At 47.2% G+C, this 24,885-nt stretch carries 31 protein-coding genes and 1 pseudogene; 6 read left to right on the top strand and 26 right to left on the bottom strand.

All coding sequences use genetic code 11. From position 1 onward, the window contains the following. Positions 1–2 precede the first annotated feature (2 nt). The 3 genes from ACXAJH_RS17290 to ACXAJH_RS17280 form a co-directional block, all read right to left on the bottom strand. A complete protein-coding gene (locus ACXAJH_RS17290) occupies positions 3–1,013 on the bottom strand; it encodes an ABC transporter substrate-binding protein (RefSeq protein WP_474968086.1) in 1,011 nt (336 codons plus the stop codon). 197 nt (positions 1,014–1,210) lie between these two features. Further along, entirely contained in the window at positions 1,211–2,008 is a 798-nt protein-coding gene (locus ACXAJH_RS17285; RefSeq protein ID WP_474994724.1) for a helix-turn-helix domain-containing protein, read from the bottom strand. A 101-nt stretch (positions 2,009–2,109) separates the two neighbouring features. Beyond that, positions 2,110–2,322, bottom strand: coding sequence for a hypothetical protein (locus ACXAJH_RS17280; protein ID WP_474994722.1), 213 nt, complete (start codon positions 2,320–2,322; stop codon positions 2,110–2,112). 55 nt (positions 2,323–2,377) lie between these two features. Between ACXAJH_RS17280 and ACXAJH_RS17275 the strand changes: the two are divergent. After that, positions 2,378–2,644, top strand: a pseudogene (locus ACXAJH_RS17275) (alpha/beta hydrolase); the annotation flags it as partial. Between the two features lie 225 nt (positions 2,645–2,869). After that, on the top strand, positions 2,870–3,049 hold the full coding sequence (locus ACXAJH_RS17270; RefSeq protein ID WP_474968082.1) for a hypothetical protein: 180 nt from the start codon (positions 2,870–2,872) through the stop codon (positions 3,047–3,049). A 49-nt stretch (positions 3,050–3,098) separates the two neighbouring features. Here ACXAJH_RS17270 and ACXAJH_RS17265 read toward each other — a convergent pair whose 3' ends face one another. Both ACXAJH_RS17265 and ACXAJH_RS17260 read right to left on the bottom strand, forming a co-directional pair. Next, the gene (locus ACXAJH_RS17265) at positions 3,099–3,446 is read right to left on the bottom strand and encodes a VOC family protein (RefSeq protein ID WP_474994721.1); all 348 of its coding nucleotides are present in this window, start codon (positions 3,444–3,446) and stop codon (positions 3,099–3,101) included. 19 nt (positions 3,447–3,465) lie between these two features. Beyond that, positions 3,466–4,023, bottom strand: a complete 558-nt coding sequence (locus ACXAJH_RS17260) for a GNAT family N-acetyltransferase (RefSeq protein WP_027953751.1) — start codon at positions 4,021–4,023, stop codon at positions 3,466–3,468. A 272-nt stretch (positions 4,024–4,295) separates the two neighbouring features. Between ACXAJH_RS17260 and ACXAJH_RS17255 the strand changes: the two genes are divergently transcribed. Next, positions 4,296–5,699, top strand: coding sequence for a cell wall-binding repeat-containing protein (locus tag ACXAJH_RS17255; RefSeq protein WP_474994720.1), 1,404 nt, complete (start codon positions 4,296–4,298; stop codon positions 5,697–5,699). Positions 5,700–5,938: 239 nt separating this feature from the next. Then, the gene (locus tag ACXAJH_RS17250; RefSeq protein WP_027953750.1) at positions 5,939–6,235 is read left to right on the top strand and encodes a hypothetical protein; all 297 of its coding nucleotides are present in this window, start codon (positions 5,939–5,941) and stop codon (positions 6,233–6,235) included. 27 nt (positions 6,236–6,262) lie between these two features. Here ACXAJH_RS17250 and ACXAJH_RS17245 read toward each other — a convergent pair whose 3' ends face one another. The 13 genes from ACXAJH_RS17245 to ACXAJH_RS17185 all read right to left on the bottom strand — a co-directional run bounded on the left by ACXAJH_RS17245 (position 6,263) and on the right by ACXAJH_RS17185 (position 17,578). Continuing rightward, positions 6,263–6,481, bottom strand: a complete 219-nt coding sequence (locus ACXAJH_RS17245) for a cytochrome C oxidase subunit IV family protein (protein WP_474968079.1) — start codon at positions 6,479–6,481, stop codon at positions 6,263–6,265. Between the two features lie 25 nt (positions 6,482–6,506). Further along, positions 6,507–6,890 carry a cytochrome aa3 quinol oxidase subunit IV gene (qoxD, locus tag ACXAJH_RS17240; protein WP_474968078.1) on the bottom strand — a complete coding sequence of 128 codons (384 nt, stop codon included), beginning with the start codon at positions 6,888–6,890 and terminating at the stop codon, positions 6,507–6,509. Between the two features lies 1 nt (position 6,891). Continuing rightward, the gene (qoxC, locus tag ACXAJH_RS17235; RefSeq protein WP_474968077.1) at positions 6,892–7,497 is read right to left on the bottom strand and encodes a cytochrome aa3 quinol oxidase subunit III; all 606 of its coding nucleotides are present in this window, start codon (positions 7,495–7,497) and stop codon (positions 6,892–6,894) included. A 1-nt stretch (position 7,498) separates the two neighbouring features. Further along, on the bottom strand, positions 7,499–9,442 hold the full coding sequence (qoxB, locus tag ACXAJH_RS17230) for a cytochrome aa3 quinol oxidase subunit I (protein WP_474971716.1): 1,944 nt from the start codon (positions 9,440–9,442) through the stop codon (positions 7,499–7,501). A gap of 24 nt (positions 9,443–9,466) precedes the next feature. After that, positions 9,467–10,414 (bottom strand): cytochrome aa3 quinol oxidase subunit II, encoded by a 948-nt coding sequence (qoxA, locus tag ACXAJH_RS17225; RefSeq protein ID WP_474968075.1) that lies wholly within the window; start codon positions 10,412–10,414, stop codon positions 9,467–9,469. A 572-nt stretch (positions 10,415–10,986) separates the two neighbouring features. Next, positions 10,987–11,526 carry a hypothetical protein gene (locus tag ACXAJH_RS17220; RefSeq protein WP_474994718.1) on the bottom strand — a complete coding sequence of 180 codons (540 nt, stop codon included), beginning with the start codon at positions 11,524–11,526 and terminating at the stop codon, positions 10,987–10,989. A gap of 108 nt (positions 11,527–11,634) precedes the next feature. After that, complete coding sequence (locus ACXAJH_RS17215; RefSeq protein WP_474968073.1) at positions 11,635–12,678, bottom strand: zinc-binding dehydrogenase; 1,044 nt, start codon at positions 12,676–12,678, stop codon at positions 11,635–11,637. 139 nt (positions 12,679–12,817) lie between these two features. Further along, the gene (locus ACXAJH_RS17210) at positions 12,818–13,819 is read right to left on the bottom strand and encodes an aldo/keto reductase (protein WP_474994717.1); all 1,002 of its coding nucleotides are present in this window, start codon (positions 13,817–13,819) and stop codon (positions 12,818–12,820) included. 251 nt (positions 13,820–14,070) lie between these two features. After that, complete coding sequence (locus ACXAJH_RS17205; protein ID WP_027953742.1) at positions 14,071–14,259, bottom strand: hypothetical protein; 189 nt, start codon at positions 14,257–14,259, stop codon at positions 14,071–14,073. Between the two features lie 68 nt (positions 14,260–14,327). Then, complete coding sequence (gene rraA / locus ACXAJH_RS17200) at positions 14,328–14,810, bottom strand: ribonuclease E activity regulator RraA (RefSeq protein WP_474971721.1); 483 nt, start codon at positions 14,808–14,810, stop codon at positions 14,328–14,330. Positions 14,811–15,123: 313 nt separating this feature from the next. Continuing rightward, a complete protein-coding gene (locus ACXAJH_RS17195; protein WP_474994716.1) occupies positions 15,124–16,230 on the bottom strand; it encodes an NADH:flavin oxidoreductase in 1,107 nt (368 codons plus the stop codon). A gap of 104 nt (positions 16,231–16,334) precedes the next feature. Next, complete coding sequence (locus ACXAJH_RS17190) at positions 16,335–16,736, bottom strand: hypothetical protein (protein WP_474968068.1); 402 nt, start codon at positions 16,734–16,736, stop codon at positions 16,335–16,337. A gap of 74 nt (positions 16,737–16,810) precedes the next feature. Next, a complete protein-coding gene (locus ACXAJH_RS17185; protein WP_474968067.1) occupies positions 16,811–17,578 on the bottom strand; it encodes a PAS domain S-box protein in 768 nt (255 codons plus the stop codon). Between the two features lie 216 nt (positions 17,579–17,794). Here ACXAJH_RS17185 and ACXAJH_RS17180 point away from each other — a divergent pair, with 216 nt between their 5' ends. Further along, on the top strand, positions 17,795–18,637 hold the full coding sequence (locus ACXAJH_RS17180; protein ID WP_474991552.1) for an aldo/keto reductase: 843 nt from the start codon (positions 17,795–17,797) through the stop codon (positions 18,635–18,637). A gap of 64 nt (positions 18,638–18,701) precedes the next feature. On the opposite strand, the gene ACXAJH_RS17175 is transcribed toward ACXAJH_RS17180, so the two are convergent. Both ACXAJH_RS17175 and ACXAJH_RS17170 read right to left on the bottom strand, forming a co-directional pair. Further along, complete coding sequence (locus ACXAJH_RS17175) at positions 18,702–19,205, bottom strand: SRPBCC family protein (RefSeq protein ID WP_474968065.1); 504 nt, start codon at positions 19,203–19,205, stop codon at positions 18,702–18,704. A 71-nt stretch (positions 19,206–19,276) separates the two neighbouring features. Further along, on the bottom strand, positions 19,277–19,465 hold the full coding sequence (locus ACXAJH_RS17170) for a hypothetical protein (RefSeq protein ID WP_474968064.1): 189 nt from the start codon (positions 19,463–19,465) through the stop codon (positions 19,277–19,279). A 105-nt stretch (positions 19,466–19,570) separates the two neighbouring features. Here ACXAJH_RS17170 and ACXAJH_RS17165 point away from each other — a divergent pair, with 105 nt between their 5' ends. Further along, positions 19,571–20,455, top strand: a complete 885-nt coding sequence (locus ACXAJH_RS17165; protein ID WP_474968063.1) for an NAD(P)-dependent oxidoreductase — start codon at positions 19,571–19,573, stop codon at positions 20,453–20,455. A gap of 655 nt (positions 20,456–21,110) precedes the next feature. Here the strand turns inward: ACXAJH_RS17165 and ACXAJH_RS17160 are convergent. The 6 genes from ACXAJH_RS17160 to ACXAJH_RS17135 all read right to left on the bottom strand — a co-directional run bounded on the left by ACXAJH_RS17160 (position 21,111) and on the right by ACXAJH_RS17135 (position 24,859). Continuing rightward, on the bottom strand, positions 21,111–22,256 hold the full coding sequence (locus ACXAJH_RS17160; RefSeq protein WP_474994715.1) for an MFS transporter: 1,146 nt from the start codon (positions 22,254–22,256) through the stop codon (positions 21,111–21,113). A gap of 283 nt (positions 22,257–22,539) precedes the next feature. After that, on the bottom strand, positions 22,540–23,316 hold the full coding sequence (locus ACXAJH_RS17155; RefSeq protein ID WP_474994714.1) for a DUF975 family protein: 777 nt from the start codon (positions 23,314–23,316) through the stop codon (positions 22,540–22,542). A gap of 104 nt (positions 23,317–23,420) precedes the next feature. Next, positions 23,421–23,561 carry a hypothetical protein gene (locus ACXAJH_RS17150; RefSeq protein WP_474968060.1) on the bottom strand — a complete coding sequence of 47 codons (141 nt, stop codon included), beginning with the start codon at positions 23,559–23,561 and terminating at the stop codon, positions 23,421–23,423. Between the two features lie 200 nt (positions 23,562–23,761). Next, on the bottom strand, positions 23,762–24,022 hold the full coding sequence (locus ACXAJH_RS17145; RefSeq protein ID WP_474968059.1) for a hypothetical protein: 261 nt from the start codon (positions 24,020–24,022) through the stop codon (positions 23,762–23,764). An 18-nt stretch (positions 24,023–24,040) separates the two neighbouring features. Next, positions 24,041–24,331 (bottom strand): hypothetical protein, encoded by a 291-nt coding sequence (locus ACXAJH_RS17140; RefSeq protein WP_474994713.1) that lies wholly within the window; start codon positions 24,329–24,331, stop codon positions 24,041–24,043. Between the two features lie 336 nt (positions 24,332–24,667). Beyond that, positions 24,668–24,859 (bottom strand): hypothetical protein, encoded by a 192-nt coding sequence (locus ACXAJH_RS17135; protein ID WP_474968057.1) that lies wholly within the window; start codon positions 24,857–24,859, stop codon positions 24,668–24,670. Between the last annotated feature and the right edge of the window lie 26 nt (positions 24,860–24,885).

Below are 24,885 nucleotides of genomic sequence, written 5' to 3'. Positions count from 1 at the left end.
CTTTATTCTTCTTCCAGTGCCGCATTCACGACCTGTTCAGCCAGCACTTCCGCAGACAGCGGTCCACCGAATGTCCAGGCATCCCCCGGCATTTGATAGGTGCGGTCTTCTTTTACGAAGGCCAGTTCTTCCCATACCGGGTTGCCGGCCAGCTGGTTTTCGAAGATGTTGTCTTCTTCCTGCACGATGTAGAAGAAGTTCGTGTCCTGATAGTTCTGCAGGGTTTCCACCGTTGTTTCCGTGTACCCGTACACTTCCAGTTCTTCTGATTCATGATCATTCGTCATGCCCATATTGTTCATCACTTGGGCGGCCATGGAATTGTCTGTAAACAAACGCAGTGTCGGCGTATCCTGCAGGGTGAAGGACTGGCTGAGCACGTAGTTCATGCCCTCTTTACCAGCTTCTTCTAAACGGGACTGCTGCTCGGAGAACGTATCCTCCATATTAGTGAGGACTTCTTCAGCCTTATCCTGTTTACCAACGATTTCTGCAACCGTATTGAATTCTTCCTTCATGTTGGCAAATTGATCCTGAGCCGCTTCCTCAGAATAAGGAGCGAACATGACCGTTGGAGCGATTTTCTCAAGTTCTTCTTTAATCGCTTCGTGACGGAACTGGACACCGATGATCAAATCAGGCTCCAAACGGGAAATCGCTTCCAGATTCGGCTCCTGACGTGTCCCTACATTCTCAACAGAGTCGCTGAATGGAATCCCGACGTTCACCCAGTCCCCGTAGGCGTCCAGTTCAGCAACACCAACAGGTTCCATGCCAAGCGCCTGTAGATCCTCTGCATAGGTCCACTCTAATACGACCACTTTCTCAGGAGTGCCTTCAATCGTCTTTTCTCCTGAAGCGTCCTCAATCGTTACAGAGCGGCTCTCATCAGAAGAGGATTCTTCTGTGCTTTCCTCTCCGGAGGACTCCTCCGCTGATTCTTCCTCTCCTCCGCCGCAGGCAGCCAGCAGAACGAGGCCGAGTATAAGTGCAAACAGCCAAAATTTCTTCATATGTAGCATCCTCTCTTTTATTCAATTCGGAATCCATCATCCAGTTCTCTTTATACCCTTAAATCAACTAAATGATAAAGATTCTCAATCTCATTACATTTCATATGCTACCCCACTCCCCCGCACCTGTCAATGCCGGTTGTTGGAATTTTTCAGACTCTTGGGTTCTATACCTCCTTTCCTTCGACAAAAACTTCTCAGCTATCCACCCAGTCATATCCCACCAATCTTTTCCTTGTTTCTTTCTTCACTGCTGCATGTAGTTGTTTGACGAGTCCTCCATAAAAATAAGGGAATAATCCTTTTTTCACCCATCCATGCTTCCAGGCGAAAACCGCCTGCTTAAATGTTAATACAACTTCTGATATGTAATCCATCACCTCGACGTCCAACCGGCGGCACGCACGTTCAACCGTACGCCAGACTTTAAGAACATCAGACGGAGATAGAAAAGGGCGCGCGGCTTCAATAAATGGAATGGCAATGAACGATGGCAGGTGGGAATGATCGAGGGGGTCAACCTTACTAAAAGAAGCTTTTCTCAGGTTCGTCTCTGTTTCCTGAAGGGTTTTGGAGGGATGGGACTTAGAGCCGCTTGACTCAGTAGAGGGTAGAGGGGTGTCACGAAGGGGATCATCAGGGGTGTCATCGGAAGGTAAAAAAACATCCGGCTGTGGAAGAAATACGATCAAATTCACTCCCTGCCGGCCGTTCGGCTTCTTTGTTTTCACTCTCTCTATCAGGCCTTCTTTTTCGAGAGTACGGAGAACGCGGACGACCGTGCTTTCACTACAGGAGACGGCCGAAACGATGGTCGACCGTTTCGGGAAAGCGACGCCTGGAAATTTGACAGCGTGCCGCCATACATAGCGGAGGACTTCCATCGTTCCTTCCGATAAAAAGGCTTTTCGCTGGTATAAGTAACTCCGTACATGCCGGTCGAGCTCCTGCTTTGTCTGGAAACGCTGCTGTTCCTTTATGTTTATCCCAATCATTTGTTCCGCCTCCCAAAAAATCCGGTATACACGATAATCGAAACCAGGATGGGAGTTGGTGTCTATCTTTTTGAAATTTCCACAAAAAAATGGAGAAAACCTTAAGATTTCCTCCGTCCATCTTTCTGATCGAGAAGGTGCTGGATCGTAAACTGTTCCAACTCTTCCTGAAAGCGTGCTTCTGCATGACTGATCATCTGAGCAATGAAATACTCGACGCCTGTCGACGGCACGGTGTAAAACGGTGTGATCCGGTTATCTCCCAGCGCTTGATAGACTTCCTTCACTGTAATTTCACCGGGAGACTTGGCCATTTGATAACCTCCATATCTTCCACCCTGTGCTGTTACATAACCTGCATGGGACAACGCCGCCCCTGCAAGAGAAACGGATTACAGCCGCCTGCCTTATACGTATACCTGCGTCGGTCAGCTCGATCCATTCCGAAGTGAGACGATGGCCTATGTGACAAAGCTCGCCGAAGCTGGTGTAGATGTAGAATTCCACCTGTTCCCAGGAGCCTATCACGGTTTTGAAGGAGTTAACCCGGATGCAGATCTGGCCGTCCGGGCGAAAGACGAATATATCCAAGCCTTGAAAAAAGGGTTAAACGCACAGACCCGAGTCCAAACGTAAAGGACCGCCCCTGTACCGGGGCGGTCTTTTTATGGTTTAAAAAATGCGAGACAGCCTCCACTGCTGACCATGGATCGTGTAGTACAAACCAGTGAACATAAGCAGGTAAACGGAAATAGACAGCATAAGCCGAACTTTCTTTGACGCTGCTCCTTCTGATACGTTATACTGGAAAAACTCTTGAAGCTTCGGTACTAATCTTTAAGAGTTCAGGAGTGAATACACATGATGAAAACGAAAGTCGGACAGTTGGTTAAAGATCGCTGCACAAGCTGCTTCCATCACCAGCTGAAAGTTATTAAAGTCGTACAGAAAAACTTTGACGAAAAAGTAACCTACGTCGTCTGGACACAATGTCCGGAATGCGGAAACAACGACCATTCCCTAATGCCTGCAGAAAGCTGAGGATAAGGGATAACAATAAACCGGGACTGTCCTCAGTCCCGGTTCTTTTTTATTCGACCGAACAGGTTAAAAGCTGATTCCCTTCCGGATCGTAAAAGTGACATCCATAGATGGAACCTCCGAAGGACTCCACTTCATCGACTTTGACTCCTTTTGCTTTTAACTCCCGGTACGTCTCTTCAATATTTTCCGTTTCCAGAAAAAAAGGAGCATAAGGCAGCGGCCGTATTGCGTCTGTCTGTGCCTGGAGCAGGACAAGGCCGATTCCTTCCAAATCAAACGTCAAGTACCCATCTCCTTCTTCCTGAATGTCAAAAGGCAGCACACGTTTATACCATTCCTTCGTCCGATCAAAATATACCAGATGAATAAAGCATGTATGGATACGATGTTTCATTGGTCTCCCCCTTTATTATTTACGGCTTACGGCGGAAGGCTTCCCATTCCGAGCGGAGCATCCCCATTTTCACTGCATCGTAATATTCTCCATCAACGAGACGGGCCTGTCTCACTCTGGCTTCCTCAATCATCCCGGTTTTCTCAGCCACCCGGATCATCCGTGTGTTCCCCGACCATGTCGACATGCCGAGGCGGTGGATGGATGTATTTTCAAAGATGTATTCGATCCACTTCTCATAGGCGAAGGAACCGTACCCTCCGTTCCAATACCGCGAGTCAAAGATAACGATACCTGTCTCCAGCCAGCCGGACTGGCGGTCCAGCCAGTAGGACCCCACATAGCCGATGACGTGGTCGTCCATTCTTAGAACGAGGCCGTCCGGTATTCCTGGAGCAAGCTCTTTCTGCCAGAGCACTTCATATTCATCCAGGTTCATTTTCTTCTCCTCTATATAGGGAGCATTCCATTCCTTCGCTTCCTGCCGCTCCTCAATGAATGACCAGTAGTATAAGTCAGCTATATCTTGTTTCGTTGCTTTAGCGAGATACAGGGTTTCTTCGTTTGTCTGTGTCAAAAAATTACGCTTCCTTTCCATGTCCGTACCAGTGTTTTACTTAGGATTGTCTTCTTCCTTATTATTTCAAACTAAACCGTATTGTTCAATAAAAGATCTGTCAAGTTCATGTCCTTGTCGAATTCTGGCAGATAAAATAGATACCCTTTTCTTATCTATTCCTATATAATCCTCTTAGTGTTAAGAAATGGAAGGTGAAGCCTGGAACGATGGACCTTGAGTGACCTGTACAAAAAGCACGAATAAAATGGGGCAGAGGAGAAACGAACGAATTGAAAAAAACATGGGGATTGACAGCAGCACTATTACTTGCAGCCACGCTATTCGCACCTTCCGCAGAGGCAGCGGTGGATACATCGAAAAAGGGGACGGAGGTTGAAAAACCGAACCTTAATGAAATCCGGCTTCTGGGTACAAATGATGAGGATTGGGGTTTTATCGAAGAAAAGGAACCCAATAATACCTTTACCCAGGCCAATAAGATCTCCACAGATGATCTTGTCACCGGGACATTCACAAACAAAGACAAAGACCTTTATAAGCTGACCATTGACGGCGATGAAGAAGTAAACATCGGCCTTTCTATTCATACAGAGGAAAAAACAAAGATGGACTTGAACATCACTGTTTACGATGAAAAACAAAAGAAAATGGACGCTTTCGATGAATGGACGGATGAATTCGGATACTTCGGAGATTATTACCTGCAGCCAGGCACCTATTATCTGGAGGCTTCCGACCTGAAAAATGTGAACAGCGGGGACATGTATTGCCTTTACTCTTACGTGTATGAAGAAGAGCCTTACATCGATCGCATTTCCGGAAAGGACCGATATGAAACCTCTGCGTTCATCGCAGCCCGAAGCAGCGGCGGCTACCCGGTCGAACACGTTATCCTTGCGACTGGACAGAATTTCCCGGACGCTTTGGCCGGATCGCCTCTGGCTTCCATGTATGCGGCTCCGATTCTGTTAACAAAGCAGAACAGCCTTCCTGACATTACGAAATCCACGCTCCAATTACTGAATACGAAATCTGTGACCATTCTTGGAGGAACGGGAGCGGTTTCTAAACAAGTAGAAAAATCCTTGAAGCAGCTTGGTATGGACGTCGACCGTATCGCGGGTAAAGACCGGTATGCGACAGCGGCGGCTATCGCTGATGAACTTCCTCCAACAGATGAAGTCATTGTTGCCTATGGACGCAACTTCCCGGATGCTTTAGCCATGGGTCCTGTCGCTTCCATGTACATGATGCCGATTCTATTAACGGAAAAAGACCGTCTTCCGAAGGCGACGGCTGAGGCGCTGAAGTCTTATGACACTTCTTTTGTCGTCGGTGGCACAGGTGCAGTCGGTTCAAACGTGTTCAAGCAGCTTCCTGATCCAGATCGTATATCCGGTAAAAACCGCTACGATACTTCCGTCGCCATTGCTGACTATTTTGACCTTGATCCGTTCCAAGTGACGATCGCTACAGGGGACCACTTCGCTGATGCGTTATCGGGCTCTGTCCTTTCTTATGGCACTCCTCTTCTGCTTACTCCAAAAACGAAGCTGGATCCCACCGTCAAAGCTTATGTGAAGCAGAATGATACATTGATGTTCACCATTCTCGGGGGTACAGGTGCTGTCAGTGCACATGTGGAAGACGATATTTGGGATCTGTTTGACTAAAATCTTTTCGGTGGATGCCACCGGATAACAAGGCTGCCGTGGATATCCCCGGCGGCTTTTCTGCTTTTTGTCACGGATTCTCCATGTATAAATCCTCCCCAACCGCCGTATAATAAGGGCGCAAGCCTTTTTTTGAAATAAATTCGAACATTTTGTGTCCAAAATGAGAACTTTCTGTTACAATATAAATATAAAGAAAACGTTTTCAACATCTACAGAATGAAAAGGAGATGAATATCGTGGGTGTATTAGTCATGTTCCTTCTATTGTCTACCGTTACGCCATTTTTATTCTTACAGTTGAAAAAGCCGGCTCTTGCAGTTGCCCAATCCGTCCTGCTCGTCGGGATGTGGGTGTACTACTTCCAAATCATCCTATACACGGCTCCCGCAGCCTTTTCCGTTACGTGGTCCATGTTTTACGCGGGTCTGATCGGATCACAAATCGCCTGGATCCTGTTCATCATTGCTACGGTTGAACAAAGCCCCGGATATCAGGCAAATCTCGCCAAAGAAAAAGACACGCTCCCTTCCTGATACGTCAGGAAGAGGCGTGTCTTTTTTTTAATGCCCGGGCTGGAGTTTCACAAGCTGAATCATCGCCTGTGTAAACGCCAGTCCGGTCAGAATCATAAATACATACGTGGGCTGGTAAGAGGAATACAAGACCGCTGTCAGCGAAAATGCTGTTAATGCAATACATAGGATAAACCCAACCAGGTCCTTCCAGGGCCAATGGCTGACCCTGGCTTCTTCCTGATTGATCTCATCTCTCTTTTCCATTCCTTCTCACCCCCGTATGTGTATTTTAGTGACCGCTGTGGTCTCCTTCACTATCATCCATCTCCATGTGTTCTTCGTGCTCTCCCCCGTGATCGCCATGATCGCCGTGGTCAAACCCGAATGACATCGTAAAGAGGGAGCCGGCTACAAGGATAGCCGCAAGAGCGAATCCGTGGAACATCATGTTCCATGGAACCGCCCCACCGCCGCTTTCCTTTTCAGTCATGTGCATGAACATGAACAACTGGACGCCCGCCTGTAGTAACGCGAGAACCATGATGAACACGATCACCCAAGTGACAGGCAGGTCGGATTGAATGACCGCCCAGGCAGCAAGCAGTGTCATAATGAGGGACAATGCAAAACCGATAACGTGATTCATAGGTACTTTCTTATCTGTTTTTGCCATCTTAGATCACCATCCCTATGAGGTATACGCATGTGAAAATGAAGATCCAGATAACATCAAGGAAGTGCCAGTAAAGACTGATGATAAAGAATTTGCGGCTCGTTACATTCGTCAGACCGCGTCTTGCAATCTGTATGAGCAGCAGGATGGCCCAGCCGGTACCAAGCGTTACGTGAAGCCCGTGTGTTCCGGCAAGGACGAAGAATCCAGACCAGTAAGCACTGGACGTTAAGCTGGCTCCTTCATGCACATAGTGTACAAACTCGTATATTTCAAAGCCGAGGAATCCAAAGCCAAGTGCGAGTGTGACGATCATCCACGTCATCAGGCCTTTGACATTCCCTCTGCGCATCTGGTGAATGGCCAGACCGCAGGTAAAACTACTCGTTAGAAGCAGGAAGGTCATGACAAGGACAATGCCCGGCTCAAATAGTTCCATGGGTGTCGGCGCATCACCTGTACGGCCGAACAACACGGCATACGTCGCAAAAAGTGTCGCAAACAGGACAACTTCTGCGGCAAGGAATATCCAGAAGCCAAGAATGGTCATGCGTCCTTCCTGAGTCCGGTATTCCAATGGTCCGGTTTTCAGTTCTTCAGCAGCCATATCATAACCCCCTTGCTTTTCGCTCAATGCGTTTGATTTCTTCTACAGATACGTAATAGCCGTCATCATAGTCGAAGGAGCGGAGAATCATAACAGCGACTCCACCGATCAGACCAAAGATGGCTACTGGCATCCATTCGAATACAAGACCAAAGCTTGCAAGTCCGAGGAACGCCATCATAATGATCGGCGTTGCTTTGTAGCTCGGCATGTGAATCGGCTTCAGCTGTGATTCGTCAAATGTTGTCTTACCTTCTTCTTTCATGCGTACGTAAGGATCGATTTCATCCACGTAAGGCACGGTAGCGAAGTTGTAGAATGGTACCGGCGTCGTTGTCGCCCATTCGAGCGTACGGCCGTTCCCGTTCCAGGAATCTCCTGTTTTTTCGCGTTCCGCATGACGGAAGCTGTAGTAAACGTTGTAGACAAAGACGATGAACCCAAGTCCCATTCCGAATGCTCCGACGGTGGAAATGACGTTCAATGGCAGCCACTCGACGACGTTCGTAATGAACAGGCGGCGCGGCATTCCGTCAAGACCAAGGAAGTACTGCGGGAAGAAGCAGACGTGGAACCCGAAGAAGAAGATCCAGAATGCCCATTTTCCAAGTCGTTCGTTCATCTTGTGACCGAACATCTTCGGATACCAGAATACAAGACCCGCGAAGCAGGCAAAGACTGTACCCGCGATCAGTACATAGTGGAAGTGCGCCACAAGGAAGTACGAGTTATGGAACTGATAGTCCGCTGCGGCCATTCCGAGCATAACCCCTGTAACCCCGCCGAGAATGAAACTCGGAATAAAGGCCAGAGACCAAAGCATCGGAACCGTAAACTCGATTTTCGATTTATACAGCGTCGCAAGCCAGTTAAAGATTTTAACCCCTGTCGGCACTGCGATCAGCATCGTAGATACAGAGAATACAGAGTTAACAAAGGCTCCGGCTCCCATTGTAAAGAAGTGGTGCACCCATACAAGGAAACTTAACAGAGCAATGATGATCATCGACCAGACCATCGCGTGATAACCGAACAAACGCTTCTTCGCGAATGTGGCAATGATTTCTGAGAAGATACCGAAAGCCGGAAGGATAACGATATAAACCTCAGGGTGGCCCCACATCCAGAACAAGTTGGCCCACATCATCGGAAGTCCTTCCGCTGTCAGCGTGAAGAAGTGAGCTCCGAAGATACGATCGATCGTAAGAAGTGCAAGCGCAACGGTCAGGATCGGAAACGCAAATACGATAATGAAACATGTGACAAGAGTGGACCATGTAAAGATCGGCATATGGAACAGCTTCATTCCAGGAGCACGCATCTTAAGGATGGTTACCATCAAGTTAATTCCCGTTGCCAGTGTACCAATACCGGATAGCTGTAGTCCCATCAGGTAGAAGTTCTGACCCGGTCCCGGGCTTAATGCCGCACCGGAAAGTGGTGTGTAGCTTGTCCAACCGGCATCTGGTGATCCACCGATGACGAAGGAAATGTTAAAGAGCATCGCTCCAATGAAGAAGGACCAGAAACTCATGGCGTTCAACCAAGGAAACGCGAAGTCACGGGCTCCGATCTGCAATGGAACAACAATGTTCATCAAACCGATCAGGAACGGCATCGCCATGAAAATGATCATGACCGTTCCGTGCGTTGTGAAAATTTCGTTATAGTGCTGGGAATCGAGGAATCCCAAGTCTGGAAAAGCGAGCTGGACACGCATCATCAGGGCGTCCATACCGCCGCGGAATAACATCAGCAATGCACTGAGAATGTACATGACACCGATTTTTTTGTGGTCAACGGTCGTCAGCCATTCACGCCAGAGCCAGCCCCACTTCTTAAAGTAAGTTAATAGGACAGGAATGGCGATGGATACAAGCGCTATGGAGACCATGGCGGCATATATAATCGGCTCACCGGTGACTAATATATCTGTAATGCCCATGTTTTCACCTGCTTTCTTAACGTTCTATTGAAATTCTTCCTGTTTTTCAATTTCATCCAGGTGCAGTTTCTCTTTAAAGAGTTCTGCATAGTTTTCGGCTACAAAGCCCATTCCCTCATGAGTACCATGATCATAGTACTCCAGGTGAGTGGATGAATAAGCATCTTTTTCCGTCAAGCCCGGCTTCAGAAGCTCCTCATACTGTTCTTTGGACAGCTCAGGGGCTTCATTCTGGATGCCACTGACCCAGGTATTAAAGTCTTCTTCAGGTTCTGCGTGGACTTTGAACGTCTGAGCAGCGAACCCTTCGCCGTTGAAGTTGGAGTTACGTCCGTCATAGACGCCTTCTTCGTCAGCTTCCAGATAAAGAATGTTCATCATGCCCGCCATGTTGTATTTCTGCCCGCCTAGAGCAGGAATCCACAAGGCTGTCATGGAATCCGCGGATGTCAAATGGAATTCGATCGGACGATCCACTGGAATGTGCAGATAGTTGACTGTCTCAATGTCTTCTTCAGGGTAGCTGAAGAACCATTTCCAGTCGGCTGTGGTTGCATGAATGACAAGCGGCTCTTTAGCCTCTTCCCCTTCTGCAGGCTCTGCAGGTTTCTCCAGGTCAAACAATGTTGTCACTGTCGGAATCGACAGTAGAATAACGATGATTAACGGAATGACAGTCCAGATAATCTCAATCGTGGTATTGCCGTGCAGATTCGGAGCATAATCGCTTTCTTTACGTCCGGGACGATTCTCACGATATTTAATGACCATGAACGCAAAAAGAGCGAATACGACAACGATGATGCCTAACATAAACCAAAGAGAATATTTAATCAGTTCATATTGACTTTCTGCTGCAGGCCCCTTGGGATCGAGCACTGTCATCTCAAGCTGCCCACACCCACTAAGGAACAAAATCAATCCAAGTGGAAGCAGCCCTAACCATCTTTTGCGAAGATGCTTAGCTTTCATTAGTTTTCACCCTCCTATCAACCAACCTATATAAGTATGAAACTAAGAATCTATATTGTTCTTATAGATCATAACGCTTGATAAATTATATCAGAAATTACAAAAATGCAAACAACCGTTCACGATTTTGTCAAAGAAGAGTCAAGACATTGTTAATAAATCGACACAAGTTATACGCTTTCAAGGAAATAAAAGGAATTACTAGTCATATTTACATACAAAAAACCTGCATCCCCCTTGAAGAGAAGCAGATTTTGTAAACTGCTGTTAAAGATGTGCCGACTCACTTGGACAGGGGTCCGTCATGATGTATAGAGTAATCAGCAGAAACCGTTCATGATGCCTCCTTTCCTCTAAGTGCTGAACTTGCCCATTAACGGTCTGGGAATCTATTGCCTTTCTGTCTGCTTCTCAAACTCCTGAACATGTCCTTAAAGCAACTTTGCATCCTTCTACCTATCATCTAATCACATCTTTCGACAATTCTCTACTATTTATCGGCAGCCCACGTATCTGAATCGGTTTTAGGAGTCATAAAAAAAAGCCTCCTCACCGGAAGCCGTTTCCCTCACTCATTTTGCAGATTCCTTCATTTGTATGGCCACAGACGACTGCACCGCACTCTCTCCTCTATGAGGATCCTGCGTATCCAGAACGTGTCCCTCATGTACAGCGGCCTCTGCCCCGCCATTAAAGATGGTAAAATATGAAGCTGTCACCGCTCCTGCGAGTTCATCCCTTTTTCCTTTTTTCACGAACGACACCGTATAATCTGTTCCTTGAGGAGACGTGACTTCCGCTTTTCCACCGATTGTATTATGAAGGGATAATTGGGCGGAAATCCGTACGACTGCATAGTTTCCCCTTTCTTCTTTCATACCGAAGATGCTGTACGCGTGATTAGCTGAACGTGTGACCCACAATTTTTCACCGACCGTCGTCACAATGGATTCCACATCACTTCCAGGGTGTTCATCAAGAAAATGTTCAACCGCTTCTTTCTCAGACGAAAAAGACTTTTCTTTCCCCTCCTGGACGTGCTCCCCTTTGCTGCATCCTGCTGAAATACTGAAGAGCAGAACGAGGAGCATGATCGTAGACACCTGTTTCAATCCGCTCTCCTCCTTGCCATGTTTATGACTCATTTTATCATATATGGGTGAAATTCCCTGTATAACAAAAGAAAAAGCCGGACCACTTAAGGTTCCGGCTTTCTACGCTTATTTATCTTCCGGCAGCAGGACGATTTTTCCGAGCTTTCCAGCTTCCTTAAAGAATTGCTGGGCTTCCTTCGCCTCTGTAAGCGGGAAGGTGCGCTCGATCACGGGTTTTAATTTACCTTCCGATATCGCTTTCAGCATCTTCTTGAATTCCTCTCTTGTTCCGAGCACAGAGCCATACATTGTAATGTGTTTCAAATAAAGCGTACGGAAATCGAGCTCTGTCTTTTGACCGCCTGCAGAACCGGATGTGCAAAAGCGTCCGCCTTTTTTCAACACTTGGAGCGAAGTCGAGAATAAGGCATCTCCGACCACATCAAGAACAGCATCGATCGGACCGCCGGCGGCTTCAAGGATATCCTCATCAAGGTTAGCAGATTTATAGGAAACGACATGAGAAGCACCCAGTTCTTTCAATTGGTCTGCTTTATCAAGGTTTCCCACAACAGCGATCACCTCTGCTCCAAATACCTGGGAAGCAATCTGGACATTCAAAGATCCAACGCCGCCATTGGCTCCCGTCACCATCACTTTTTCACCGGGCTTGATTTGAATCTGTTCAACCATATGCCAAGCCGTTAATCCACTGACGGAGAAGACCGCACTCTCCGTGAAATCCTCCAACGGCATCGGCATACAAAGTTCAGCCGGCCAGGCGACATACTCCGCATATCCCCCGTCATATTCAGAGCCGATAAAGGACATATCCTCTGAGATGTGCTCCAGTCCTTCTTTTCCGCTGGATGTAAACGGGAATAATACGACATTCTCTCCTTCAAGGGAAGCTTCCACCCCATCTCCCGTTTTTACGACCGTACCCGTAATGTCCGATCCTGGAGTCCTCGGGAACTGAACACCTTCCGGGCGCCAGCCGGATTGGCTGCCCTGTCCGTATGCCCCTTCCCTCATCCAGATTTCCGTATTGTTAATGGCACACGCTTTCACCTTTATAAGAACTTCACCAGATTTCGGTTCTGGAACAGGCACCTCTTTTTCTTCAAGCATTTCGATACCACCATAACCTGTGACCTGCATGGCTTTCATCTATGAATGACCTCCTTCAACTCTTTTGTTCTCTATGTACAGGATAAGCAATCTGAAAAAAATTATCCAGTTAAACCGTTCGGTATACATAAATAAGAGCAGGAAGAACTATAAAATTCCCTGCTCTATCCATTGCCACTTATATTTCAGACCGTACAGGCGGACCATACTCTTTCAGTGATCCATTTCGCAGATCATTCGTATAGCTGGACAACATTTCGTCTATCATCAACAATTCCTCCCGGGAAAGCTGGAAGTCATCCACCTCTTCTACTCTTTCCAGCTGGGAGGGTTTCCGCGCTCCCCACAAGACTACATCGGCACCAGGCTTATGATCCAGCAGCCAGCGGACCGCTAATGCAATGAGGCTGTGCCCGCGTTTGGATGCAAATGCCCCTAAGGACTCTACAGCTTCAATCAGCTTTGGAAAACGGTCCCCTTGAAAGAGCTCAATATGACTCCTTAGGTCACTTCGCGGAAAAGAAGCATTTTCGCCAAACTTTCCTGTCAACATTCCATGAGCAAGCGATCCCCAGGAAAGGGTGGCAATTTCATGATTGTGACTGTATTCGAACCAGTCGATAAGATAGCGCTGCAGCAGATTCAAATGCATCTGGGCGGTATGGATGGGAGCGTAATTCTGCCACTCGTCCATCTGCTCCGGACTGAAATTGCTCACACCAATCGCTCTGATCAAGCCGGATTCATAAAACGACCGCATCTTTTCCGCTGTTTCCTTGATAGGAAAATCCGGATCCGGCCAGTGGACCTGATAGATATCAAGATAATCCGTCTGCAGCCGCTTCATGCTGTTTTCAAGTTCCTGCTCCAGTTGATCCGGACGGCTGTCCCGCCAGCTGCCTTCCCTCGTCCAATCCACCCCGCCTTTTGTAGCAAGGACCAGTTCATCTCTCGGAACGTGTGAACAGGCGATGGCTTTTCCTACAAGCTCTTCCGCCAACCCTTTCCCATAAGCCGGTGCCGTATCTATCGTCGTAATGCCCTTACTCAAAGCGGCCTGGATCGTCTGGATGGATTCGTCCTCGTTCGTACCGCCCCATCCGGTGCCGCCGATGGCCCATGTTCCAAGAGCGATGCGGGTAGCTTCCACTTCACTGCGGCCAAGCTTCACTTTTTTCATAAGTGAGCCCCCTTCCTTTTTATGGGAACCATTAACCCATCTCTCTCTTTTCCAAACATGGAAACTCTTAGAAAACAAAAAACTTCTAACCCTGTCAGAAGTTTTTTTCAAAAGTATCATTGTATTCATGGTCACATTCCGCTCATACGAGAATGTATGCTGCGGATACGGACTCAGACTACTTTTTCCAGGAATAACACGGAGTATCTCTCCAAATGGAAACTCTTCGTCTCTTCGTCTCATCAGCAGCTTTACGCGTTAATTTTTAAGTTTTCCAGTGTCAGAAAATAGTTAAGAACAAATTGACGGACTTCCCATTCAGGAATTGTATTTCTTCCGTCTGTAAATCCGCCTTCTTCGTAGGAAAAGTTTCCAAATGACAGGCGTTCGCCGGAAATCAGCTCGAGCATTACTTGATTCGTTTTCTCCATATACTGCATCACCATCACCCTTTCTACTAGAAGGTTAGACAGAATGATAGCTTTTTATACATGGACAACCCTATGAATCAATCATGGAGCTTTTCTTCTGCAAGAACGACTCCGTCTTCATCCACGTACGCATACTCCCCCGGATGCCAGACGACGTTCCCAAAAGTTAATGGAATATTCTCCTCTCCCTTGCCTTCCTTTTTACTTTTCAACGGAAAAGTTCCGAGAGCAAGAACGCCGACATCTGTGTCTGCCACTTCGAGAGAATCCCTTATGTACCCGTGAATAATGACACCAGCAAGGTTCCTCTTCTCAGCGATAGCGGCTAGATTCCCTCCCATAAGGGCGCAGTTCTGCGAGCCCATGCCGTCGACGACCAATACATTTCCTGAAGGGATGGTTTCAAGCGCCTTTCTCACGAGCACATTGTCATCCTTCACCTGAACTGTGGAAATTGGGCCATGAAAGCTTTTCTTCCTGCCAAAGCTTTTTAATCCGGGGGAGGCTATGCGAAGCTTGTCCGGATAGTCATCACATAAATCTGCTGTCTTCACTTCCATTGATCTTCCTCCTTCAAAGGGAAAGTATAGAAAACGCCTATACAAACCATTCGCCTCTCCACCTCTATTATCCTTCTCTACCCAGGGGGGCAGGGAGGATAACAATGGATGAGCCTATAATTTTGCAAGAGAAAAATCAGGGCCTTATTTAATAAATAATCCTTTTTCTTAAACGCCTCATTTGGATGAAGTCACGAGGGAATCGATAAGGGGCACGTGATCAGCCATCCGGGCTGTTCCACTGGATGATCATTCCTATTTAGACCATCAAAAAAAGCAGGCACGGAAATTCCATGCCTGCTTTTCTACGATATTAATAGAGTTTACCAAGAGCTTCTTTATCGAACGGCTTCAGTTCATCGGAACGACCTTCTTCCACCTTCTTCACCCATGCCGGGTCATGAAGCAGGGAACGGCCGATCGCTACAAGATCGAATTCATCGTTCTTCAGTTTCTCCATCAATCCATCAAGGCTTGAAGTCTCTGTGCTGGTGAAGGATGTGAACACACCATCAAGTCCGACAGAACCGACGGAAATGACCGGTTTGCCTGTGATTTTCTTCGTCCATCCAGCAAGGTTCAAGTCAGAGCCTTCAAATTCCGGCTCCCAGAAACGGCGGGTGGAGCAGTGGAAAATATCCACACCGGCGTCGACAAGCGGGTTCAGGAACTGCTCCAGCTCCTCCGGTGTTTCTACAAGTTTCGCTTGGAAATCATTCATCTTCCATTGGGAGAAGCGGAAAATGATCGGGAAATCCGGACCGACTTCACGTCGGCAGGCTTCTACGATTTCCACCGCGAACTGGGTGCGTCCCACAAGATCTCCACCGAAGCGGTCTGAACGCTTATTGGTCTGTTCCCAGAAAAACTGGTCAATTAAATAGCCGTGGGCGCCGTGGATTTCAATCGCATCAAAGCCGATACGTTTCGCATGGCCGGCAGCGGCCGCATAGGCTTCTACAAGATCTTCCACTTCTTCCGTTGTGAGGGGTTCGTTGATTTTCTCCCCATCCAGATTCAGACCGGACGGGCCGACAGCAGCGGCTTCCGGATTCGGAAGGTCGCCTTCATTACGGGTCATGCCCACATGCCAGAGCTGCGGGGCGATTTTACCGCCGGCTTCGTGCACTTCCTTCACGACATTTTCCCAGCCTTCCAGCGCTTCTTCGCCGTAGAAAAGAGGAATGTTTTCTCCGGATACAGAGGCCGGATGACCGATCCCTGTACCTTCTGTGACAATCAAACCGACATGGTTTTCCGCACGACGGCGGTAATAGGCGGCGACTTCCTCATTCGGTACACCACCCGGGGAAAACCCGCGTGTCATTGGCGCCATTACGGTCCGGTTTGCAAGTTCAAGCTGATCACTATTGAATTTTTCGAATAATGGTTGGACAGATGTTGGAACATTGTTTGTCATTATCTTTCCTCCTCCTTTTTCTCTGCTAGTTATTATTGCAGAGGAAAAGGACAAACAAAAGCGATACGTTTTGAGACCGGTAAACATGAGCCGATGGACTCACCTTATTCCTTCATAAACCAATGGGACGACCTCCGCTGAAACAACAGCACAAAGCCCCCAATGACGAGAAGCGTCTCCATAACGTACAGCCAGAAGAAGGAAGGAGCGGAATCGAACCACGTAACGGTCTCTCCCATGCTGCTGATTAGACTGAAGGTAAACAATCCGAGATGAGTGATTCTGGCCCATTCCCTCCCTTGGTAGATCTTCCAAAGCAGAAACAGGCTGAATGATAGAAACAGAAGGAATCCCCCGATCAGCAAAGGCATGTAACCCTCTCCAAGTCCAGCTGAATCCAGCCCTGTCACTCCACGAATTATGGATAATAGGAGAGCGGTGCCTAACAGAAGAACGCCACGCACAACTCCTTTAGGTGGTTGGTTCGTTCGTTTTCGGTTTTCCACTGTATGTCCTCCTTCCACATTACAATAAAAAAAGGACCCCGATGGTACCAAGGTCCTTCACTTTTCACCCACATTCATGATGACTGTGTGGAATGGATACCGAGATGGGAAAGGGCTCCTTTCACATCCGCCATGGCCGGAATTTCCGATAAATCCATGTGCATGCGAGCGGCTTCTATGGCCATTTCGGGACGCAGTCCTGTAACAATCGTTTTGACACCGAGAAGCGAAAGCACGCGGTTGATTTTAAACAATGAATCGATGACAACACGATCGAACGTATATATTCCGGAAAAATCAATGATTAAATGATTCAGTTTCTGCATCTGCACCTTCTCAGGAATGACAGCCAGAATCTGTCCGGCTTTTTCCTGATCGATTTTCCCTGTCAGGGGAAGCACAGCTGTCTCATTCATTATCGGTACGATGGTGGCGGATAATTCGTTAATTTCCTTCACGACTGCCTGATGCTTCTCCTCGATAGCCTTTCTTTCGGTAATATCACGGATATAGGATTGAATGGCTCTGCGCTCTCCCATTTTGACAGGGTGGCAGTATAATTCGACAGGTACAGGCGTTCCGTCCATCCGGTACACTGTCTCCTCAATCACATCGGCCGGTTTCTCATAAGCCGAAAGAATCCGGTTCTGGATGGCCCCTTTGGACGTTTCCTGGAAAATATCCAGCGGACTGCTCCCCGTCACCTCTTCTTTCGTTGTTTGAAACAGCTTTTCAGCTGCCTTGTTTATGTAGATAATCTTGTAATCTGTGTGAATGATCAATGGATCGAGCGAATACTCCATCACTTCTTTGTAATCCACGTCAACGATGCTTTCAATCATGTTTCGTCCTCCTTGCAGTCAGACAGGGTCCTGTCTGTCGATCCAACCAGATGAAAATGGGAGGTCTCTATGATGCTGCTTCTTCTTTTATTCTAACATGTCCTCAGACAAGCGTCTTTCAAACAGAATCTTTTATTTTCTGAAAAATTCAGTTTATTATAAAAAGGAAGTGGAAGATAGAGGAAGACCTATACTTTGATCAAGGAGTGACGATTTATGGAATCATCCATCCCGGAAATTGTATTGAATGACGGACTGCGCCTCCCTGTTATGGGATTCGGAACATCCGGATTGAAAGGAAATGAAGGGGCTGCAGCTGTCGAGAGTGCCATTCGGACAGGTTATCGTTTGATCGACAGTGCCTACAACTATGAAAATGAAGGAACCATCGGCGAAGCGGTCAAGCGCAGCGCTGTTTCCAGAGAAGAATTATTGATAACATCCAAGCTGCCCGGGCGCTACCACGAGTATGATAAAGCGGTGGCAGCCATTCAGGAATCCTTGTATAGAGGCGGTCTTGATTACTATGACCTATACTTAATCCACTGGCCGAATCCGGAAGAAGATCGCTTTGTGGAAGCTTGGCAGGCTTTGATCGACGCGAAGAAATGGGGACTCATCCGCTCGATCGGTGTCTGTAACTTCCTTCCTGAACACTTGGAGCGTTTGAAAAATGAGACCGGCGTCCTGCCGAGCATCAACCAGATTGAACTTCATCCCTACTTTCATCAGGAAGAACAGCGACGCTTCCATGAAGAGCACAACATCGCAACGGAATCGTGGAGTCCTCTCGCCCGCGTACAGGATATTCTCAATAACGATGTGATCCAGAAAATCGCAGATGAACAGAATCGTACGGTTTCCCAGGTGATCCTACGCTGGCATTATCAAATCGGTGCGGTATCGATTCCAAAATCGGCCAATCCGGTGCGTCAGAAAGAGAACCTTTCCATTTTTGATTTTTCCCTGAGTGAAAATCAAATGAACGATATCGCCTCCCTCACCAAGGAAGATGGCCGGATCCAGAATCAGGATCCAGCCGTTTATCAGGAATTTTAATAGATTCACAGAACAAAGAAAAAGCTTAGAGGAAAACGTGCCGTTTCCCTCTAAGCTTTTTCATTTAATGCATCTTCACTTTTGCCAAATACTGATCCAGACAGTTGAACTGGGACGTCATCCCGTCAATGACCTGCATCTCCAGTAATTTCTGGAGCTCTGCTTCAGATTCAAATTCACTCTCAATGATCAGCTTCGTCTCCTTACCCTCTGGAATAAAACGCAGGTCAATATCAATCATCGGAAGCTGTTCATTCACCATGCCTTCCGCGTCTGAAAACATATCTTTATACTGAATCCTTTTCATCGGTTCGATGGACTGGAAGATTCCAAGCCCCCAGGACTGCATCCCATAAAACTCACCCATGCCTTCATCCACACACGTCATTCCATAATGCCAGACTCCGTTCGGCATAAACTCGAAGGTTTTCACTTTCGTGTCCCAGCCTTCCGGACCCCACCATTTTTCCAGACGTTCCGGTTCCGAATAGGCTTGAAAAACAAGTTCCACAGGCGCCTGAAAGACACGTTCCAAGACAAGCATATTCCCTTTGACAGTAGAGTTCATGGTCAGCCTCCATTCATAATGGTCTACCCTATTTAACTTCCCGTTCCCCTGCAGGAATTCCTGCTTGACGTTTATTGCTTTTCCATATGACACTCAAAATGCTCCAACACGATCCCGGACTTCTCCATTTCAGGCAGTCCTCCGTTATCATAGCAGTCATTCGTCTTCTCCATCACTTCTGCATGACTTTGGTATATCAATAGAAAAGCCGTCGCTGCCAAAATAATGATCGCTGAACTGATAAAGAATATTTTCTTCATTGTTTCTCCCCCTCCTTTTTTAGAAAACCTTCCAAGCCTTTACCTATCTCTTCGTTTTCAGAATTGTTATACTACATGTAAATCTATTGGAAAGGGTGGTTATTCATGAACAAACCGACGATTGGATTTATCGGTACCGGAGTGATGGGAAAAAGCATGGCCCGCAATCTGATGCAGGCCGGATACCCGCTGCAGCTTTTCACCCGCACAAAAGAAAAAGCAGTCGAACTTATCGAGGACGGTGCCCACTGGTATGAGGATATCCCTTCCCTCGCAGCAGCATCCGACATCATCATTACGATTGTCGGCTATCCCAAGGATGTCGAAGAGGTATACTTCGGGGAAGCCGGGATTCTACATAATGCTGACCCGGGTTCAACCGTCATCGATATGACGACTTCCTCTCCTGACTTAGCAAAGACGATTGCCAACAAAGCGAAGGAAAAGGATATTCACGCTTTTGACGCCCCTGTTTCCGGCGGGGATGTTGGTGCGCGTAACGGAAAGCTGACGATTATGGTCGGCGGCGGACAAGAGTCTTTTGACGAAATAAAGCCCGTGTTCGAAGCCATGGGTGAGAACATCGTCCTTCAAGGAGAAGCCGGTGCCGGTCAGCATACAAAAATGTCCAACCAGATTGCCATTGCTTCCGGGATGATGGGTGTAACAGAAGCGATCCTGTACGCTGAAAAAGCCGGGCTCGACCCGAAAACCGTTTTGAAAAGCATCGAATTCGGTGCAGCCGGCAGCTGGTCCCTTTCCAACCTCGGTCCGCGGATGATTGATGGGAACTTCGACCCCGGGTTTTACGTCAAACACTTCATTAAAGATATGCAGATTGCCATCGAGTCCGCAGAAAAACTGGACATCCCCGTTCCGGGTCTGAAGCTTGCCAAGCAGCTGTATGATCAACTGGCAGAGGCCGGTGGTGAAAATAACGGAACACAGGCGTTATACAAATACTATGAACTTATAAAAGCAGAAGCATAAAAGGAAGGCTCCGGGCCGATGGTCTGGAGCCTTTGCATATGTATCTATTCGTTTCACTTCCCTGACTCGAACAAGTAATTATAGATGGATAAAAAGAAAACCGTAAAGACAGACAACCCTATGATATCGATCCAATCCATGACCCTACCTCCCTCCAATAACTGGAATTTAATTGTATCACGAAGGAGGTCGTCTATGTATGGTCAGCAGGTACGTTTTTCACGAAAAAAAGCCCGCCTCCCGGGCGGGCTTCCTGCTTGGAAAAAACTTTTTTTCTAGCGACTCCAAAGGAACGGGCATCCATACTTGGTCATGGTAGGATCTTTCCCACGCAAGCAGCAGTAACGCAGCCTGTACTGTTCTATTGAAACGGCGAAGGATCTATGCTCACCTTTCCCTTTTATCATATAGCGTAAAGTTGTTTTCCACAGGCACCGGCACGAGGAGCGTTCGGTGGTGACGCCTGCGGCAACAGCACGAGCCGAAGATCCACTTGGTCCAATGGTTTCTTGACCAAGTTAGCTGAGGCCGTGCCCGCGGCAGGCATCCGCCGAAAAGCGGAACGTACCGTCTCAACACGACATGCGGACTACTCTAACTGGATAGGACGAACGTTTTCTACAGACTGAACGCCAGCCTCCCGGGCGGGCTTCTTCTATGCTTTTTCTGTGACAGGAAGAGCAAAAACTTTCAGGCAGCCGATGATTCCAAGCAACAGAAAAATGAGCTCATACGGGGAATAGGCCAGCATCCAGCCGAAGACCGCCGGACCGATAATCGCTCCGACATTCAAAATGACAATACAGATACTGAAACCTTGAGCTGGTATCTTCGGAAAAACTTTCGCGCTCCATATCGGCAGGTAAGCCGCATACAGCATAAAGGAAGCTCCGAACAAAGCACCGGAAATGCATACCAGAATCCAGCTCTGGAATAGATACAGGATGGCAATACTCAGCGAATAAACAAGGATGGTCACGATAAAGCTCATCCTCATGCCCAGTCTGCTGATCATGTCTCCTGCACACAAACCGGCAAGACCGGCGATTCCTGTAATCAAAAAGAAGACGGCATTGGCATTCGTGATCGAGAAGTTTTCCTGGACGAAATCTGCCGCATACGTCCAGTAGGTTGCTTCTGTTACTCCAAACAGAAAAGAAGCGATATAAAAGGGATTGGCCTCTTTTGTAAAAAGAGGACGCAGGTCCGCCATCTTAATCGGAGCCCCAATCGTCTCCGCATTTTTTTCGGGAACAGAACGCCAGGCCCATAGAAGAATGAAATAACCGAACACGGCGCCCCCGCCCCAGATGATCCGCCAATCCCCGTTCAGAAGTAAATATAAAAGGGATATGAAAATCAAGCCAACAGAAGAACCTGTACTGATAATCGCAAGTGTCCGCTCCTGCACCCTTTCTTCAACGTGCTGGGTCACACTCTTTGAAAAGGACGACCAGGTCAACCCGGGACTGAAGCCGGCCAGCAGACAGGAAGCCGCAAAAATGAGCCAGCTGTCCGTCAGCGCTGCAGTTAAAAGACCCGTGGAGGCCGCGAAGATCCCTCCCAGAATCATCGGCCGGGCTCCGAATTTTGATACAAGAAGAATCACCATAAGAGCCCCGGCCAAAAACGTAATAAACGTTAGGCTCGAAATCACTCCGAGCAATGATGCCGAAAGATCGAAGGAACTCCTGAATTCAGTGAACAATAAGCCGTAGCCATACCTGAACCAACCAAATATAATAGATAAAGCCAGTAAACCAATGATTGATATCTTAGGTATTTCCATTCGTTCTGCCATAAAACCATCCTTTGTATTCCATTTAGTTTTCTGGAATAGCATTACCCGGGTTCCACATAAATCAAACAGCTTAACTACAAAGGTTTTCATGGATAATTATCCCATCTTCAATCACGAGTTACTATTGGAATATACAAGTGATTCTCTTCTTAAAAAATTCAGCAGGAAGAAAAAGGAAGAGGGCGCTGGACCTGCCGGCAGATAACACGCCACCGCTCCTCCTACAGTCAATCAACCGTTTCATAAAAAAATGCCTGCTCGAAACGGGCAGGCATAAAATCGGTTATCCATTCACTTTTGCGTGCCATTCATCCCGGCGCCTTTTCTGCAGAAGTTCTTTGTAAAAAGCCAGCCGCACGACTTCGAAAATAGCGATACTCACGAAAGCACCGAGCCCTATAAGCAACGCTCCAAACATTGTTGCGACCATCATGAGCAGGAACAGCCCGAGCAGCGGCCATCTGGAGCCTTTCATCATTGAAAAGCTCTGCTTCAAACCGGCCATCATTCCTATATCGGGGTCATCGTACAGAATATAGGCGACTTGGGAAATACTTAAAAACAGCCAGACGATGCCGGCAAACAGAAGAAGCAGTGCTACATACAAAGCCAGTACCGTGAGACTTCCACCTGCTATGGAAACCAAGCCTCCAAGCGCTGCATAGATCGTCATCATCCCAATCATTGTCAAAAGCAGATTAAATAAGAAAAAGACAACAGCCCCTTTATAAAGCAGCTGCCAATTTTGAAAAGGATAAGCACATGCCTTAGCAAAACGACGCCGCATCGTATAAGCGGTATTTGTTATGTAATCAACCATGATAAAAAAGAGAAAGCTGTTCAGCACAGAAGCTAAGACTATAGATAACAACGTCTCTGAGTTCAACACAGCCAATGGGTCAAAATTGATAATGACCGTTCCCTGAACAGGCAGGGTGCCTGCAATTACTATAATCATGTAACAGAGAAACACGACCCCGATAATCCGAAGCCAGTTCCCATCAAGAATTCGAAAACCATCTTTTATAGAAGACCCAAGATATCTTCCACCCCCTCTCATACTTTCAGACTAAGTCATTCTACCAAAAAAAGCATCCTTACGAATCAAAAGATGCTTTTCTCATCAATAACTATTTCTGCATTTCAAGACCGGACTCTCTTTACTTATTGAACCTCGGGCTTACTAAAAAAAGCAGCCACCAGCATGAAAAACAACGACGCCAGCACGCCTAATGCCTCCTGATCGAACAAAATCGAGACAGGTATGGAGAACGCAGCACATATGAAAAACAACTGCATCAACATCCACTCACCTCCCTGTATTCTTTATGTACTGCTCAGAGATCCTTCCTTTTACAATCCAGCAGGAACCTTCATTTCAGATGGATAGATGATATTTACAAGAAAGGTACGACCTCCCCATTATGGTATTCCACCCCTTATCCCTGCTGTTACACTGCTGCGTGTATGGAAACAAGTCGTTCAGCAAGCCTATGTTTGCAGGCTCATGGGTGCCCGTTTGTGATGGACTGAATCCAGTAGCCACCCGCCATAAGAATGAAAAAGCTGAAAAACATCACCGTATTCGCAGCTACGAGCCAGTAATTTTTCGCAAGCACAGCAAAGACAGTCCCGATGGGGGCGATAATAAAAATCAGCATCCATAATGGGCTGGCAGTCTGAAAAACGAGATTCGGCACCCACATGAGCAGGCTGATGACCAGACTGGACGCAGCTGTCCTCCTGTATAATTTTTCTTTTTCCATTTTCCCCTCTCCTTCCGACTACAAAAAACTGATAACCATGAAAACAAATAGAGCGAGAAAAAACAGAAGAGTACCTAAAACGATACATGGAGCTGTCCATTTCAAGAAACCTCTCTCTTTGTTCTTCCATGCGAGAAAAGCCAGCACGAGACTTCCCACTGCTGTACCCAGCGCACTGAAAAAGCAGATTTGGATCATGATTTTGCCAAATCCCTCAGGGTCAGCCGGAGCCGCCCCATAGGACATGACGATCAGCAGAACCGCGGATGCACTCAAACCTGCTGACCATACACTGTATGTACGCCTCACTTAAAAAACTCCTTCACTCACTTTATTCATCCTTTTCATAAACGTGGACGAAGACAGAGCCAGGAAGCCGACCACCAATAAAGGCTTCAAGTTTCCCCCTCCCCTCTTCGAAAGCGGCATATCGGAGGGTACAGCGGCATCAGCACCATTGTGCTCAACCGGTGTTACCGGCACCTCTTCAATTGCTGCCCAGCGAAAAGGAGGTAGAAGAATGGACTCATGGTATCCCCTTCACGCTTTACAAAAAGACCTTTCTATCATTCCATATGATGGAAGCTGTTTCAACGTCCTCCCTCCTATCTGGGGTAGACATGGTTATATTTTTAAAACGATAGATTAATCCCGTGTAAAAAAAGAAACCAGCAGCATCAGCAGTCCATAAGCAAACGATACAAGAATGAAAATTACAAGAATACGGAAGGTTTCATACAGATACGGAAGAGCCGCAATTAATAAAATCATAAAAACAAAGCCCGCGATGTCTCTATTCTTTTCCTTCCTCGTTCGCGCTTCTGTCCGGCGCCTCATACGTTCCCCCCTCCTTTTTCAAAACT

The organism is Halobacillus sp. ABD4_316, from assembly GCF_056161385.1.
This window is presented reverse-complemented; position numbering and strand designations above follow the sequence as displayed.